The organism is Streptomyces sennicomposti (assembly GCF_019890635.1).
Classification (GTDB): Bacteria; Actinomycetota; Actinomycetes; order Streptomycetales; family Streptomycetaceae; genus Streptomyces; species Streptomyces sennicomposti.
Genome location: NZ_JAIOAB010000014.1, coordinates 1 through 13,305 on the forward strand (window position 1 = coordinate 1; position 13,305 = coordinate 13,305).

At 71.1% G+C, this 13,305-nt stretch carries 16 protein-coding genes, 1 tRNA gene and 1 riboswitch; of the genes, 7 read left to right on the plus strand and 10 right to left on the minus strand.

What is annotated here, in order from left to right; genetic code table 11:
• Positions 1 to 199: 199 nt before the first annotated feature.
• The 3 genes from K7787_RS10775 to K7787_RS10785 all read right to left on the minus strand — a co-directional run bounded on the left by K7787_RS10775 (position 200) and on the right by K7787_RS10785 (position 1,460).
• A complete protein-coding gene (locus K7787_RS10775; RefSeq protein WP_009188830.1) occupies positions 200 to 520 on the minus strand; it encodes a DMT family transporter in 321 nt (106 codons plus the stop codon).
• Between the two features lie 63 nt (positions 521 to 583).
• Positions 584 to 652: riboswitch (guanidine-III (ykkC-III) riboswitch) on the minus strand.
• 79 nt (positions 653 to 731) lie between these two features.
• Positions 732 to 1,088: a GroES family chaperonin gene (locus K7787_RS10780; protein ID WP_009188831.1), complete on the minus strand. Its 357-nt coding sequence runs from the start codon at positions 1,086 to 1,088 to the stop codon at positions 732 to 734.
• A gap of 42 nt (positions 1,089 to 1,130) precedes the next feature.
• Positions 1,131 to 1,460, minus strand: a complete 330-nt coding sequence (locus K7787_RS10785) for a DUF3618 domain-containing protein (RefSeq protein WP_009188832.1) — start codon at positions 1,458 to 1,460, stop codon at positions 1,131 to 1,133.
• Between the two features lie 129 nt (positions 1,461 to 1,589).
• Between K7787_RS10785 and bcp the strand changes: the two genes are divergently transcribed.
• From bcp to K7787_RS10805, 4 genes are all read left to right on the plus strand, one after another.
• A complete protein-coding gene (bcp, locus tag K7787_RS10790) occupies positions 1,590 to 2,057 on the plus strand; it encodes a thioredoxin-dependent thiol peroxidase (RefSeq protein ID WP_223001270.1) in 468 nt (155 codons plus the stop codon).
• Positions 2,058 to 2,194: 137 nt separating this feature from the next.
• On the plus strand, positions 2,195 to 2,857 hold the full coding sequence (locus tag K7787_RS10795) for an HNH endonuclease signature motif containing protein (RefSeq protein ID WP_223001271.1): 663 nt from the start codon (positions 2,195 to 2,197) through the stop codon (positions 2,855 to 2,857).
• A complete protein-coding gene (locus tag K7787_RS10800; protein WP_223001272.1) occupies positions 2,854 to 3,360 on the plus strand; it encodes an HNH endonuclease signature motif containing protein in 507 nt (168 codons plus the stop codon). The genes K7787_RS10795 and K7787_RS10800 overlap by 4 nt, the downstream gene beginning before the upstream one ends.
• A gap of 9 nt (positions 3,361 to 3,369) precedes the next feature.
• Positions 3,370 to 3,444: transfer RNA gene (locus tag K7787_RS10805), tRNA-Leu, on the plus strand.
• Between the two features lie 55 nt (positions 3,445 to 3,499).
• Here the strand turns inward: K7787_RS10805 and rdgB are convergent.
• From rdgB to K7787_RS10825, 4 genes are all read right to left on the minus strand, one after another.
• On the minus strand, positions 3,500 to 4,102 hold the full coding sequence (gene rdgB / locus K7787_RS10810; protein ID WP_223001273.1) for an RdgB/HAM1 family non-canonical purine NTP pyrophosphatase: 603 nt from the start codon (positions 4,100 to 4,102) through the stop codon (positions 3,500 to 3,502).
• Between the two features lie 119 nt (positions 4,103 to 4,221).
• Positions 4,222 to 4,629: a prefoldin domain-containing protein gene (locus tag K7787_RS10815; protein ID WP_164388186.1), complete on the minus strand. Its 408-nt coding sequence runs from the start codon at positions 4,627 to 4,629 to the stop codon at positions 4,222 to 4,224.
• A 154-nt stretch (positions 4,630 to 4,783) separates the two neighbouring features.
• Positions 4,784 to 5,509 carry a ribonuclease PH gene (rph, locus tag K7787_RS10820; RefSeq protein WP_009188838.1) on the minus strand — a complete coding sequence of 242 codons (726 nt, stop codon included), beginning with the start codon at positions 5,507 to 5,509 and terminating at the stop codon, positions 4,784 to 4,786.
• Between the two features lie 98 nt (positions 5,510 to 5,607).
• Positions 5,608 to 5,841: a PTS sugar transporter subunit IIB gene (locus K7787_RS10825; RefSeq protein ID WP_009188839.1), complete on the minus strand. Its 234-nt coding sequence runs from the start codon at positions 5,839 to 5,841 to the stop codon at positions 5,608 to 5,610.
• Between the two features lie 174 nt (positions 5,842 to 6,015).
• Here K7787_RS10825 and K7787_RS10830 point away from each other — a divergent pair, with 174 nt between their 5' ends.
• Complete coding sequence (locus tag K7787_RS10830) at positions 6,016 to 7,311, plus strand: PTS transporter subunit EIIC (RefSeq protein ID WP_223001274.1); 1,296 nt, start codon at positions 6,016 to 6,018, stop codon at positions 7,309 to 7,311.
• A gap of 239 nt (positions 7,312 to 7,550) precedes the next feature.
• Positions 7,551 to 8,804 (plus strand): PTS transporter subunit EIIC, encoded by a 1,254-nt coding sequence (locus K7787_RS10835; protein WP_019980611.1) that lies wholly within the window; start codon positions 7,551 to 7,553, stop codon positions 8,802 to 8,804.
• A gap of 98 nt (positions 8,805 to 8,902) precedes the next feature.
• On the opposite strand, the gene K7787_RS10840 is transcribed toward K7787_RS10835, so the two are convergent.
• On the minus strand, positions 8,903 to 9,655 hold the full coding sequence (locus K7787_RS10840) for an MBL fold metallo-hydrolase (RefSeq protein ID WP_009188842.1): 753 nt from the start codon (positions 9,653 to 9,655) through the stop codon (positions 8,903 to 8,905).
• A 212-nt stretch (positions 9,656 to 9,867) separates the two neighbouring features.
• Here K7787_RS10840 and K7787_RS10845 point away from each other — a divergent pair, with 212 nt between their 5' ends.
• Positions 9,868 to 10,323, plus strand: coding sequence for a type II toxin-antitoxin system PemK/MazF family toxin (locus tag K7787_RS10845; protein WP_009188843.1), 456 nt, complete (start codon positions 9,868 to 9,870; stop codon positions 10,321 to 10,323).
• Positions 10,324 to 10,353: 30 nt separating this feature from the next.
• Here K7787_RS10845 and K7787_RS10850 read toward each other — a convergent pair whose 3' ends face one another.
• Positions 10,354 to 10,977, minus strand: a complete 624-nt coding sequence (locus K7787_RS10850; RefSeq protein WP_223001275.1) for a hypothetical protein — start codon at positions 10,975 to 10,977, stop codon at positions 10,354 to 10,356.
• A 209-nt stretch (positions 10,978 to 11,186) separates the two neighbouring features.
• Entirely contained in the window at positions 11,187 to 13,268 is a 2,082-nt protein-coding gene (locus K7787_RS10855; RefSeq protein WP_223001276.1) for a putative Ig domain-containing protein, read from the minus strand.
• Positions 13,269 to 13,305 lie beyond the last annotated feature (37 nt).

The window sequence follows — 13,305 nt, forward strand, 5'->3', positions numbered from 1 at the left end:
CTGTAGCCCCGGGGTCGGACGAGGAAAGTCCCGGGCCGCCGTCCAGCGGCGACCCGGGACCGCGGACCCCGATGAACCGGCGACCCGGGACCGCAGGACTGGATGAACCGGCGCCCCAGGACCGTAGGGCCCGGCGGCCCGGCGATCCGGGATCCCAGGGCCCAGCGCCCCGGCGGCCCAAGGCCCAGTGACCCGAGGCCTAGTGGCCCGAGGTGACCTTCAGGCCCACCACGGCCACCAGCAGCAGACACACGAAGAAGATCCGGGCGGCGGTCGCCGGCTCCCCCAGCACCACCATGCCGAGCACCGCCGCCCCGGCCGCCCCGATGCCCACCCACACGCCGTAGGCGGTGCCGATGGGCAGCGAACGGGCGGCACAGGACAGCAGCAGCATGCTGGCGACGATCCCGGCGCCGGTGAGCACACTCGGCAGCGGGCGGGTGAAGCCCTCGCTGTACTTCATGCCGATGGACCAGCCGACCTCGAGCAGACCGGCGACGACGAGCAGGACCCAGGCCACGACGGGCACCTCCGGGACGAACCACGGCGGTCGACGGCTCGCGTCGGCCGCCCACGGACAACGGGTGCGTCGTCTTTGCCTTCGTCCCGGTACGGCGCGTCTCGTCGGGCTGGCTTCCGAGGCTAGCAAAGGCACGCCGAAGGGGCCGGTGACGACGGTCACCGGCCCCTTCGGACGCTCGCTCACATCAGGCGTCCACGCGGCGTGCCCGCTACAGGTACAGCCCCGTGGAGTCCTCCGACCCCTCGAACCGGTCCGCGGCGACGGCGTGCAGGTCACGCTCGCGCATGAGCACGTACGCCGTGCCCCGCACCTCCACCTCGGCCCGGTCCTCCGGGTCGAACAGCACCCGGTCGCCCGGCTCCACGGTCCGTACGTTCTGCCCGACCGCGACGACCTCCGCCCAGGCCAGACGGCGGCCCACCGCGGCCGTGGCCGGGATCAGGATGCCGCCGCCCGAACGCCGCTCGCCCTCGCTCGTGTCCTGCCGGACGAGCACCCGGTCGTGCAGCATCCGGATGGGCAGCTTGTCGTCGGTGGTGCTGTGCTCGTTTCTGTTGGCGCTCACGCCTCGAACCTACCTGCCTTCAGCACGTCCGTACGCGGTGGGTCAGCCCCGGCGCCGGCGGCTGCTCAGGGTGAGCAGCCCGACCACGCCGACGGCCAGCAGCGCGACCGGCACGATCCGCTCCAGCCGGGGCGCGCCCTCGGCGTCCACGAACTGCGCCCGCACATCGCTGACCACGCGGTTGACCTGCACATAGGCCCGTCCGAGGGTGTGGTCGACGTTGGCGGCGACCTTGGCCTTGGCGTCGCCGACGAGCGTCTTGGGGTGTACCCGTACGCCGATCTCGTCGAGCGTCTCGGCCAGTACCTCGCGACGGCGCCTGATGTCCGCCTCGATCTCAGCCGGGGTTCTGGTGTCCGCCGTGTCCGCCACCGTACCGCCTCCGATGTCAACTGCTGCCTGTTCGGGACAGTCTGTCAGCTCTCGCCGCGACCGCACTGTCGGCACCCCCGGTTACGCTCGGACCGACACGGTATTGGCACGACGAGGAGACGAACTTCGATGACCGAGCGACTCCAGCCCGGGGACGCGGCCCCCGCCTTCACCCTCCCCGACGCCGACGGCAACGAGGTGTCGCTGGCCGACCACAAGGGCCGCAAGGTCATCGTCTACTTCTACCCGGCCGCCCTCACCCCCGGCTGCACCAAGCAGGCCTGCGACTTCACCGACAACCTCGACGTGCTGGCCGGCGCGGGCTACGACGTGATCGGCGTCTCCCCCGACAAGCCGGAAAAGCTGGCGAAGTTCCGCGAGGCGGAGTCCCTGAAGGTCACCCTCCTCGCCGACCCGGACAAGAAGGTCCTTGAGGCCTACGGCGCCTTCGGCGAGAAGAAGCTCTACGGCAAGACGGTCACCGGCGTCATCCGCTCCACGGTGGTGGTGGACGAGGAGGGCAAGGTCGAACGCGCCCTCTACAACGTCAAGGCCACCGGCCACGTAGCCAAGATCATCAAGGACCTGGGGATCTAGCCCCCACCCTCAGCGAAAGCGGCCCGCACCGGTAGAACTCCGGCGCGGGCCGCTCCGCTTTCCGTACGTGACCGTCCGATAACCGGTTCGTTACTCCGTACGAGGCCACGAACACACGGCCGGAACGGAGGAGCTCGATGGGGGCCAGTGCGTACACCAAGGAACGCCTGGAGGAAGCGGCACGCGGGGCGCGGACGCTGTCGGAGGCGCTGGAGAGACTGGGGGTGGATCCGAGGAGTCCCACACGGCGGTACGTGTGGGAGCGGATGAAGACGCTCGGCGTGGACGTCTCGCACTTCGAGCGGGAGGGGGTGAAGTGGACCAGAGAGGTCCTGGAACAGGCGGTGGCGGCCTCGACGAGTGTGCGCGGCGTGCTGCGCCACCTGGGGCTCGAACTCGTCGGTGGGCACCACACGCACATCAGCCGCAAGATCAAGGCGTACGGCATCGACACCTCGCACTTCACGCAGTCGGTCCGCACGGAGAGGATGCGGACTAACCAGCGCCGCCGCTCCGCCGAGGAGATCCTCGTCAGGGACACGTCCGTACACGCCGCACGGGTCCCCAGCGCCCGACTCAAGAGGGCTCTGGCCGAACTCGGCGTCGAGGAACGGTGTGCTCTGTGCGGGACCGGACCCGTCTGGCGCGGGGAGCCGCTCCCGCTGGAAGTCGACCATATCAACGGCGACTGGCGGGACAACCGAATCGCCAATCTCCGGCTCCTGTGCCCCAATTGCCACTCGACGACGGACACCTACCGTGGTCGCGGCAAGGGACGCGGCAGGATCGGTGACGCATGAGCAGGGGTGTGCGACACGGTCGGTTCGACCCGGACGAACTGCGGGCGGCAGTCGCGGAGTCGGACTCCCTCGCAGAGGTTTTGCGCCGTCTGGGGCGGCCGGACAATGGCGGGCAACGCGCGGCGCTGCGGGAGCAGATCGCTCAGCAGGGCCTCACGACGGCCCATTTCCGCGGGCAGGCGCACCAGCGGGGAAGACGGGGCACGAATGCCAAGGATCCGGGAGAAGTGCTGGTGCGCCACACGGCGGCCACGCACCGGATCAAGACATGGCGCCTGCGCCGCGCACTGCGCGATGTGGGCGTGCCCGAGCGGTGCGCCAGGTGCGGGCTCCGTCCGGAGTGGCTCGGCAAGCCCATGACGCTGGAGATCGACCACGTCAACGGCGACTGGCGGGACAACCGGCGCGAGAATCTGCGGTTGCTCTGCCCCAACTGCCATGCGGTCACCAGCACCTGGTGCCGTGGAGGGCGGCGGAGGCGCACGCGAACCCCAGTAGAGTAGGACCGCTGCGGGCCCGTACCCCAGCTGGCAAGAGGGCGCCGGTTTAGGTCCGGTGTGTCGTGGGTTCGAGTCCCACCGGGCTCACAGGGTGGAACGCCCCCGCACCTTCGATTCGCAGGTGCGGGGGCGTTGTCATGAGTCAGCCCAGCAGCTCGCGCACCACCGGTACCAAGGCGCGGAAGGCCTTGCCGCGGTGGCTGATCGCGTTCTTCTCCTGGGGGGTCAGTTCCGCGCAGGTGCGGGTCTCGCCGTCGGGCTGGAGGATCGGGTCGTAGCCGAAGCCGTTGGCGCCGGCCGGGGCGTGGCGCAGGGTGCCCGTCAGGCGGCCCTCCACGACGCGTTCCGTGCCGTCGGGGAGGGCGAGGGCAGCGGCGCAGGCGAAGTGGGCCGCGCGGTGTTCCTCGGCGATGTCGGAGAGCTGGGCGAGCAGCAGGTCGAGGTTGGCCCGGTCGTCGCCGTGGCGGCCCGACCAGCGGGCCGAGAAGATGCCGGGGGCGCCGCCGAGGACGTCGACGCAGAGGCCGGAGTCGTCGGCGACCGCCGGGAGGCCGGTGGCCTGGGCCAGGGCGTGCGCCTTGAGCAGGGCGTTCTCGGCGAAGGTGACGCCGGTCTCCTTGACGTCGGGGACGTCGGGGTAGGCGTCGGTGCCGACGAGTTCGTGGGGCAGTCCGGCGTCGGTGAGGATCGCCCTGAGTTCGGTGATCTTTCCGGCGTTGCGGGTGGCGAGGATCAGGCGGGTCATGCCCCCAGTATCGACGCCCGCCCGGCTCGCCCCGTACGCGCCCGTCCCGTCTCCGGAGCCGTACGCGCCCGCCCGGCCGGCACATGGGCTCGTACGCGTCCCCGTCCCGGACCGCGGCCCTACGGGGTGCAGACCTTGGTGAGTTCGCCGGCGGCGTCGGTGACGGGGGCGACGTCGGGGGTGCGGTCGCCGTTGTCGATCGCGGTGCGGACGTTCTCCACCGCCTTGCCGAGGTCGTCGACCGCCTTGTTGACGTCCGTGTCGTCGGTCTTGTCGCCGATCTTCTTCAGGTTCTGCTCGATCGACCGCAGCGCCTGGTCGGTCTGCGTGGGGTCGTTCGCCGCGTTCTGCACGGCCTGCTGGAGGTCGGTGACGCTGTCGGCGATGGCGTCGGCGGTCTGGACGCAGTCCAGGGCCTTGTTCATCGCGTCGCAGCCGGTCAGCGCGGAGAGCGTGAGTGCGACGGCGGCCGTGGTGGCGGCGATGGCGGTCCTGCGGCCCAGGCGTCGGTGGCGGCTCGCGGCCATGGCGTGGGTTCCCTCCCCGGTGTCGTGGCCGGGCGTCGCGGCGGTGTGCCGTGCGCCCGTACCCGTAGGGACGCGGGGAGGGCGCCCGCGGGTTGCCCCCGGCGGGCGCCGTTCTTGGGATGCCCTTTACTTTTCCAGCGCTACTTCTCCAGCGCTACTTCTCCAGCGCGGCCCGCTGGATCGCGGCCAGGTCGGTGCAGCCGGCGACGGCGAGGTCGAGCAGGGCGTTCAGCTCGTCGCGGGCGAAGGGCTCGGCCTCGGCGGTGCCCTGGACCTCGACGAAGCGGCCGTCGCCGGTGCAGACGACATTCATGTCGGTGTCGGCGCGGACGTCTTCCTCGTAGCAGAGGTCGAGCAGCGGGACGCCGCCGACGATGCCGACGGAGACGGCGCTGACGGTGCCGGTGAGGGGCTGGCGGCCGGTCTTGATCAGCTTCTTGCCCTGGGCCCATGCGACGGCGTCGGCGAGGGCGACGAAGGCGCCGGTGATGGCGGCGGTGCGGGTGCCGCCGTCGGCCTGGAGGACGTCGCAGTCCAGGACGACGGTGTTCTCGCCGAGGGCCTTGTAGTCGATGACGGCGCGCAGCGAGCGGCCGATGAGCCGGCTGATCTCGTGGGTGCGGCCGCCGATGCGGCCCTTGACGGACTCGCGGTCGCCGCGGGTGTTGGTGGCGCGGGGCAGCATGGCGTACTCGGCGGTGACCCAGCCCTCGCCGCTGCCCTTGCGCCAGCGCGGGACGCCTTCGGTGACGGAGGCGGTGCAGAGGACCCTGGTGTCGCCGAAGGAGACGAGGACGGAGCCCTCGGCGTGCTTGCTCCAGCCGCGTTCGATGGTGACCGGGCGGAGTTGTTCGGGCGTGCGGCCGTCGATTCGAGACATGGCGACGAGCCTAGCCCCCCATGCGGAAGGGGCTCCTCCCGCGGTGGGAAGAGCCCCTTCCGGGTGAACCGCGGCGGGCGGTCCGCGGCGTCACGGGTTCACATCATGTCTTCGATCTCGGCCGCGATGGGGTCGGCGTCGGTGCCGATGACGACCTGGATGGCGTTGCCCATCTTGACCACGCCGTGGGCGCCGGCGGCCTTGAGGGCGGCCTCGTCGACCAGCGAGGGGTCGTTGACCTCGGTGCGCAGGCGGGTGATGCAGCCCTCGATCTCGTCGATGTTCTCGATGCCGCCGAGCCCGGCGACGATCTTCTCAGCCTTGGTGGCCATGTTCCTTCTCCCTGATCCGAACCGCTTGGTCGCAGTAACCCACAGTTGGCCCATCTTCGCGAGCGGTCGCGCCGTGGGTGTGCCGATGATGGCGTTCACGACAGCGGAACCGTCCGTCGACTGGTCTACACCACCGTCGGGGCGGTGGCCAAACGCGGTGCGGGGAGGACGTTCATGAGTGCCGGCGGCGCCGAGATCGGGACCTCTTCCCTGCGTGCGCGCTGGAACACGCTGTTCCAGGGGCTGCAGAAGATGGGCCGCAGTCTGCAGCTGCCGATCGCGGTGCTGCCGGCGGCGGGCATCCTGAACCGGCTGGGGCAGCCGGACGTGTTCGGCGAGGACGGTCTGGGCTGGACCGACGTGTCGAAGGTGATGGCGGGGGCGGGCGGCGCGCTGCTGGACGGCCAGCTGGGGCTGCCGCTGCTGTTCTGCGTGGGCGTGGCCATCGGGATGGCGAAGAAGGCGGACGGTTCGACGGCGCTGGCGGCGGTGGCGGGCTTCCTCGTCTATTACAACGTGCTGCACCAGTTCCCGATGGACTGTCCGGCGGGGGCGAAGGTGATCGCGACCGGCTGCCAGGCGGCCGACGGGACGGCGACGCCGTTCACCTACCAGAACCCGGGGGTGTTCGGCGGGATCGTGATGGGGCTGCTGGCCGCCTTCTTCTGGCGGCGCTTCCACCGCACCAGGCTGGTGGACTGGCTGGGCTTCTTCAACGGCCGTCGTCTGGTGCCCATCATCATGGCGTTCGTGGCGATCGCGTTCGCGGCGCTGTGCCTGTGGGTCTGGCCGCCGGTCGGGCGCGGTCTGGAGAGTTTCAGCGACTGGCTGAGCGACGCGGGGGCGTGGGGCGCGGGGATCTTCGGCCTGGCGAACCGGGCGCTGCTGGTGATCGGCCTGCACCAGTTCCTGAACGTGCCCATCTGGTTCCAGTTCGGCAGTTACACCAAGCCGGACGGGACGGTGGTGCACGGCGACATCAACATGTTCCTGGCGGGCGACCCGAACGCGGGGCAGTTCACCTCGGGCTTCTTCCCGATCATGATGTTCGCGCTGCCGGCCGCCGCGCTGGCGATCACGCACACGGCCCGGCCGGAGCGGCGCAAGGAGGTGGGCGGGCTGATGCTGTCGGTGGCGCTCACCTCGTTCGTCACGGGGATCACCGAGCCGCTGGAGTACTCGTTCCTCTTCATCGCGCCGGCGCTGTACGCGGTGCACGCGGTGCTGACGGGGGTGTCGATGGCGGTGACGTGGGCGCTGGGGGTGCACGACGGGTTCAGCTTCTCGGCGGGGCTGATCGACTACGTCATCAACTGGAACCTGGCGACCCGGCCGTGGGGGATCATCCCGATCGGGCTGTGCTTCGCCGCGGTGTATTACGCGGTGTTCCGATTTGCCATCACGCGGTTCGATCTGAAGACTCCGGGGCGGGAGCCGGCGGACGAGGTCGAGGACACCACGAAGGCCTGAGTCCTCCCTCCGGGAACGCCCCGGGTCCGGCCTGGGAGCGGCCTGGGACCGGCCCTGCACCGGCCCGCCGAGACCGGCCCGACACCGGCCCGACACCGGGCGGTGATCGCCCGCGCGCGCCCGTACGCGGCGTAGTGATCCGGTAGCGGATTCGCGGGTTCCTTACGCCACCTTCATCGTGCTACAACAGGTCTACACCACTGAGTGGTGTAGACCACCACCCGATGGAGGACGGACGTATGAGCACCGCCACCGCCGAACAGAAGGCGGCGCCCGCGAAGAAGCGGGGATCAGGCCTGTTCCAGGGCCTGCAGAAGGTCGGCCGAAGCCTGCAGCTTCCGATCGCCGTGCTGCCGGCGGCGGGCATCCTGCTGCGCCTGGGCCAGGCGGACGTGCACGACAAGCTGAACCTGCCGGACAAGGTCACGGCGGTGTTCGCGACGGCCGGTGGTGCCATCTTCGACAACCTGCCGCTGCTGTTCTGCATCGGTGTGGCGATCGGCTTCGCCAAGAAGGCCGACGGCTCCACGGCGCTGGCCGGCCTCGTCGGCTTCCTGGTCTACAGCAACGTGCTGAAGGCGTTCCCGGTCACCGAGGCGAAGGTGCAGGCGGGCGCGGACATAGCCGCGACGTACAACAACCCCGGTGTCCTCGGCGGCATCATCATGGGTCTGCTCTCGGCGGTGCTGTGGCAGCGCTACCACCGCAAGAAGCTGGTGGACTGGCTCGGCTTCTTCAACGGCCGCCGTCTGGTGCCGATCATCATGGCCTTCGTCGGCACCGCGATGGGCGTCCTCTTCGGCCTGATCTGGAAGCCGATCGGTGAGGGCATCTCCGACTTCGGCGAGTGGATCACCGGTCTGGGTGCCCTCGGCGCCGGTCTGTTCGGCCTGATCAACCGCGCGCTGCTCCCCGTCGGCATGCACCAGTTCGTCAACACCGTCTCGTGGTTCCAGATCGGCGACTTCAAGAACGCGGCCGGCGACGTCGTCCACGGCGACCTGAACCGCTTCTTCGCGGGTGACCCGACCGCCGGTCAGTTCATGTCCGGCTTCTTCCCGATCATGATGTTCGGCCTGCCGGCCGCCGCGCTCGCCATCGCGCACTGCGCCCGCCCCGAGCGCCGCAAGGCCGTGCTGGGCATGATGATCTCGCTCGCGCTGACCTCGTTCGTCACGGGCGTGACCGAGCCCATCGAGTTCGCGTTCATGTTCATCGCCCCGCTGCTGTACGCGATCCACGCGGTGCTGACCGCCGCGTCCATGGCGATCACCTGGGCGCTCGGCGTGCACGCCGGCTTCACCTTCTCGGCCGGCTTCATCGACTACGCGCTGAACTGGAACCTGGCGACGAAGCCCTGGCTGATCATCCCGATCGGCCTGGTGTTCGCGGCGGTGTACTACTTCCTCTTCCGCTTCGCCATCACCAAGTTCAACCTCCCCACCCCGGGCCGCGAGCCCGAGGAGGAGGTCGAGGACCTCACCAAGGCGTGAGTTCCCCCGGCCCCGCCGGACCATGACGAGGCCCCCCGAGCCGGAGAATCCGCTCGGGGGGCCTCGTCGTACCGTCGCGCGGCCCGGCTCGCCCGTGCTCAGACCTCGTACGTCGCTCCGGGCGCCGCCAGCGCCACCGGCCCGGCGTAGGCGGCGCGGGCGTGGGCGAGGTTGATCTCCGGGTCGGTCCACGGCGGGATGTGGGTGAGGACCAGGCTGCGCACCCCCGCGCGGGCGGCGGCCTCGCCGGCCTCGCGGCCGTTGAGGTGGAGGTCGGGGATGTCCTCCTTGCCGTCCGTGAAGGCGGCCTCGCACAGGAACAGGTCGGCGCCGCGGGCCAGTTCCTCCAGGGCGTCGCTCACCCCGGTGTCGCCCGAGTACGTCAGCGTCCGGCCGCCGTGCTCGATGCGGATGGCGTACGCCTCCACGGGGTGGGCCACGCGCTCGGTGTGCACGGTGAACGGGCCGATCTCGAACGTGCCCGGCTTGACCGTGTGGAAGTCGAAGACCTCGCTCATCGACGAGGCGGAGGGGGTGTCGGCGTAGGCGGTGGTGAGGCGGTGCTCGGTGCCCTCGGGGCCGTAGACCGGGAGCGGGTCGCAACGGCCGCCGTCGTAACGGTAGTAGCGCGCGACGAAGTAGACGCACATGTCGATGCAGTGGTCGGCGTGCAGATGACTCAGGAAGACGGCGTCGAGGTCGTAGAGACCGCAGTGGCGCTGCAGCTCGCCCAGGGCGCCGTTGCCCATGTCGAGGAGCAGCCGGAAGCCGTCGGCCTCTACGAGGTAGCTCGAACAGGCCGATTCCGCGGACGGGAACGACCCCGAGCAGCCGACGACGGTGAGCTTCATGAAGCAGAAACCTCCGCTGGCGGGATGGATACAGAAGGTGACGGGGGTCGTGCGGTCCGTCGAGCGTAAGGCGCGAAACGGCTGGTCGCTCCTCCGGCAAGGGCGGTTGTGGGCGAACTCACCTGCGGTGTCACCGGTTCGGCTGGACGTGGGGCGCATGAGGTCCGCAAGAGGGCGCGCGCCGAGTCTCGCGCGCCGGTAACGTCGTCCTTATGGACACGTCCTGGTGGCTGGCGCTCGCGGCGGTGGTGCTGCTGGCGCTCGTCGCCACGCTCGTCGACGGCTGGGGGCGGGGCCGCCGTCCCGCCGGCCGCAGGTCGCGCCCGCCGGGACGGCCCGGGGGCCGGACGACCGCCGCGCGTCCGCGCCCGGCGGAGATCTGGTGGGCCACCGTGCCCTACGAGGACGGTCCCGGCTCCAAGGACCGGCCGTGCCTGGTGCTGTCGGTGCACGGCAAGCGGGCCCGGGTCGCCAAGATCACCAGCAAGTTCCACGACGAGCGCGCCGGGGTGATCCCGCTGCCGCCCGGCTCGGTGGGGGACGGACAGGGGCGGACCAGCTTCCTGGAGACCGACGAGGTGCGCGAGGTGCCGGTGTGGGACTTCCGGCGCCGGGTGGGGGTCGTGGACCCGGTCCTGTGGGACCAGGTGCGCTACCTGGCCGGCTGAGCCGCGCCACCGCGGCCCCGGGTACGGCGCTCATGGCCGCGTCACCTTCACCGTGACCGTCCACTCCTGGATGCCCAGGCAGGAGATCTTGCCGGGGCCGGTCGCGCACAGCGGGCGGGAGGCGGACAGACGGGCCGTGCCGGGGGCGGACGCCGTGAACGCGGCGAGGGCGTCGCCCGGCAGGATGACGATCCCGGCGTTGGCGCCCTTGAGGATGCCGCCCTCGGCCTTGACCGGGCTCCACGGGCGTTCCTTGGTGCCGTCCAGGTTCATCCGCACCGACCCGCCGACGGTCAGGCAGACGGTCCGCCCGGTGTCGGCGGCGGTCAGCTCCACGTGCCGCACACAGCCGGACGGAGAGGCCGGGGCCGAGCCGGTCGCGGACGGCGGGGCAGAAGCGGACCCCGCCCCTGACGGTGAGCCCGGCCCCGACGGTGACCCCGGCGCCGACGCGGACCCCGAGGGAGACGCGGACGCGGACGCCGACGCCGAGGCCGTCGCACCGCCGCTCCCCGCCCCCGTCGGGCCGCCCTTGCCGTCGTCGTCCTGCGTGCCGCAGCCCGCGAGCAGCAGGGCCGCCGCGGCCGCTGCCGCCGTGGTGGCGGCGAGGGTGCCGCGGTGGAGGGTGCGCGTGGTGAGCGTCGTACGGCGCATGGGCGTCCGCCTTCCTTGCCGACCCGGTTGCCGGGTGTCCAGTGCCCTGATGCCGATGTGACGTTTCTCCAGCACATCAGGATCCTTCCCCCACGCACGCCGAACCCCTGCGCGCCTGAGCCCCCCGGCACAGCAACATGCGCCGGGACCCCGGCCGCTGTGCCGGCCGGGGTCCCTCAGCTGCGGGTGCGGATCGCGCGGGGCGCCGGTCAGCTGGTCGTCAGGGCGGTGTCGTCCACGACGAAGCTGGTCTGGAGCGAGGAGTCCTCGACGCCGTTGAACTTCAGGGTGACCGTCTGGCCCGCCAGCGAGGACAGGTCGAAGGTCTTCTGCGCGTACCCGGAGGCCTTGTTGAGGTTGGAGTAGGTCGCCAGGGTGGTCGAACCGGCGGTCACCGTCAGCTTGTCGTACTGCGAGCTGGTGGTGGTCTCGGCGGTGTCGATGTGCAGGTAGAAGGTGAGCGTGGCCTTGCAGCCGGCCGGGATGGTCACCGACTGGGACAGCGTGTCAGTGTGCGAGGAGCCGTAGCCGTCGAGCCAGGCCTTGTAGGAGCCGCCGTGCGCCGCCTCACCGCTGTCGGTGGTGATGACGCCGCTGGAGGCGGTCCAGCCGGTGCTGCCGGACTCGAAGCCCGGGTTGGCCAGCAGCTGGGTGGCCGAGCAGGTGCCGCCGCCGGAGCCGACGGTCCAGGTGAAGGAGGTCGAGCCGGTGGCGCCGGTGGAGTCCTTGGCGGTGACGGTGACCTGGTAGGTGCCGGCGGTGGAGGCGGTGCCGGTGATCAGGCCGGTGGAGCTGTTGATGGTCAGCCCGGTGGGCAGGCCGGTGGCGCTGTAGGTGAGGGCCGCGCCCGCGCTGTCGGTGGCCTTGATCTGGAGGCTGACCGAGCCGCCGGTGGTGGTCGACTGGCTGCCGGGGTTGGTGACGGTCACGGTGTTGCCGGTGCCGCCGCCGCCCGAGGTGAACGCGGCGGTGCCGTTCGGGGTGCCCCAGCCGGTCGGGCCGTCGTAGCCGGTGGTCGCCTTGCAGAAGTACGAGGTCGAGCAGGAGCCGTTGGAGCCGCTGGTGACGTCGTACAGGTTGCCGGTGTGGCTGTAGGGGTACTTCGCCGGGTAGTCGCTCGCGCCCGGGGCGCCCGCGAGGGCGTAGACGCCGGCGATGATCGGGGCGGAGGCGCTGGTGCCGCCGTAGACCGCCCAGCCGGAGCCGCCGTAGGTGTCGTAGACCGCTACGCCGGTGGCCGGGTCGGCGACCGCGGAGACGTCGGCCTCCATGCGCTTGGAGCAGCCGGTGTCGGTCTGCCAGGTCGGCTTGGGGTCGTAGGCCGAGCAGCCGGAGCCGGTGCCCTCGGTGGAGTTGGTGTTCCACACCGACTCGCTCCAGCCGCGCGAGCCCGAGGAGCTGGTGAGCGCGGTGCCGCCGACGGCGGTCACGTACTGCGAGGTCGCCGGGTACTCGGCGCCGTAGCCGGAGTCGCCCGCGGAGACGGTGATGGCGACGCCGGGGTGCTTGAAGTACTGGCTGTCCAGGCTGGTCTGCGAGGACTCCTCGTCGCCGCCCCAGCTGTTGGAGACGAACTTGGCGCCGAGCGCGACGGCCTCGTTCTCGGCGGTGCCGAGGTCGGCGTCGGTGGCGGAGTTGGCCTCGACGAGGATGATGTTGCAGTTCGGGCAGACGGCGCTGACCATGTCGATGTCCAGGGCCTCTTCACCGGCCCAGCCGCTGTCGTTCGTCGGCAGCGAGGTGGTGGAGCCGGTCTGGCTGACCTGCTTGAAGCAGCCGTTGGCCTTGGTGCACGCGGACAGGCCGAACTGCGAGCGGTAGGTGGCGAGGTCGGACTCGGCGTTGGGGTCGTTGTAGGCGTCGACCACGGCGACGGTCAGGCCGGAGCCGCCGGTGCTCGGCAGGTTGTAGGCGCTGTGCAGGTTGGCCGGCGAGAGGCCGGAGGGCGCGGCGGCGGCGACCGCCGACGCGAGCCGCTGCTCGATGTCGGTACGGCGCTGGGCGAAGCAGGACGCGTGGCCGGGCTCGGCGGTGGCGCACAGGTGCTGGGTGGGCACCTTCTGGCCGGCCTTGCCGGTGGTGTGGAAGGTCTGCCGCTCGGGGGCGGTCAGGGCCTTGGCGTTCTGCGTCACCCGGGAGGTCTGGGGCGCGGAAGCGGGTGCGGAAGCGGTCTGGGCGCCGGCCGTGGGCGCCGCCGCGAAGCCGGCGACGGTGAGGGCGAGCGCGGGGAAGGCGAGGGCGAGGAGCCTCGGCAGGCTCCGTCTCGGCCCGCTCGGGCGTGACTCACGCATGGGGTGCTGCCTCCATCGGGAAGTGGGGTTTCGCTCT

Excerpts from the sequence above, each read along its gene's own strand:
- K7787_RS10825 (WP_009188839.1), bottom strand. The coding sequence starts at position 5,841 with ATGGCCACCAAGGCTGAGAAGATCGTCGCCGGGCTCGGCGGCATCGAG.
- K7787_RS10850 (WP_223001275.1), bottom strand. The coding sequence starts at position 10,977 with ATGCGCCGTACGACGCTCACCACGCGCACCCTCCACCGCGGCACCCTC.
- K7787_RS10845 (WP_009188843.1), top strand. The coding sequence starts at position 9,868 with ATGGACACGTCCTGGTGGCTGGCGCTCGCGGCGGTGGTGCTGCTGGCG.
- rdgB (WP_223001273.1), bottom strand. The coding sequence starts at position 4,102 with ATGACCCGCCTGATCCTCGCCACCCGCAACGCCGGAAAGATCACCGAA.
- K7787_RS10795 (WP_223001271.1), top strand. The coding sequence starts at position 2,195 with ATGGGGGCCAGTGCGTACACCAAGGAACGCCTGGAGGAAGCGGCACGC.
- bcp (WP_223001270.1), top strand. The coding sequence starts at position 1,590 with ATGACCGAGCGACTCCAGCCCGGGGACGCGGCCCCCGCCTTCACCCTC.
- rph (WP_009188838.1), bottom strand. The coding sequence starts at position 5,509 with ATGTCTCGAATCGACGGCCGCACGCCCGAACAACTCCGCCCGGTCACC.
- K7787_RS10815 (WP_164388186.1), bottom strand. The coding sequence starts at position 4,629 with ATGGCCGCGAGCCGCCACCGACGCCTGGGCCGCAGGACCGCCATCGCC.
- K7787_RS10840 (WP_009188842.1), bottom strand. The coding sequence starts at position 9,655 with ATGAAGCTCACCGTCGTCGGCTGCTCGGGGTCGTTCCCGTCCGCGGAA.
- K7787_RS10800 (WP_223001272.1), top strand. The coding sequence starts at position 2,854 with ATGAGCAGGGGTGTGCGACACGGTCGGTTCGACCCGGACGAACTGCGG.
- K7787_RS10855 (WP_223001276.1), bottom strand. The coding sequence starts at position 13,268 with ATGCGTGAGTCACGCCCGAGCGGGCCGAGACGGAGCCTGCCGAGGCTC.
- K7787_RS10830 (WP_223001274.1), top strand. The coding sequence starts at position 6,016 with ATGAGTGCCGGCGGCGCCGAGATCGGGACCTCTTCCCTGCGTGCGCGC.
- K7787_RS10835 (WP_019980611.1), top strand. The coding sequence starts at position 7,551 with ATGAGCACCGCCACCGCCGAACAGAAGGCGGCGCCCGCGAAGAAGCGG.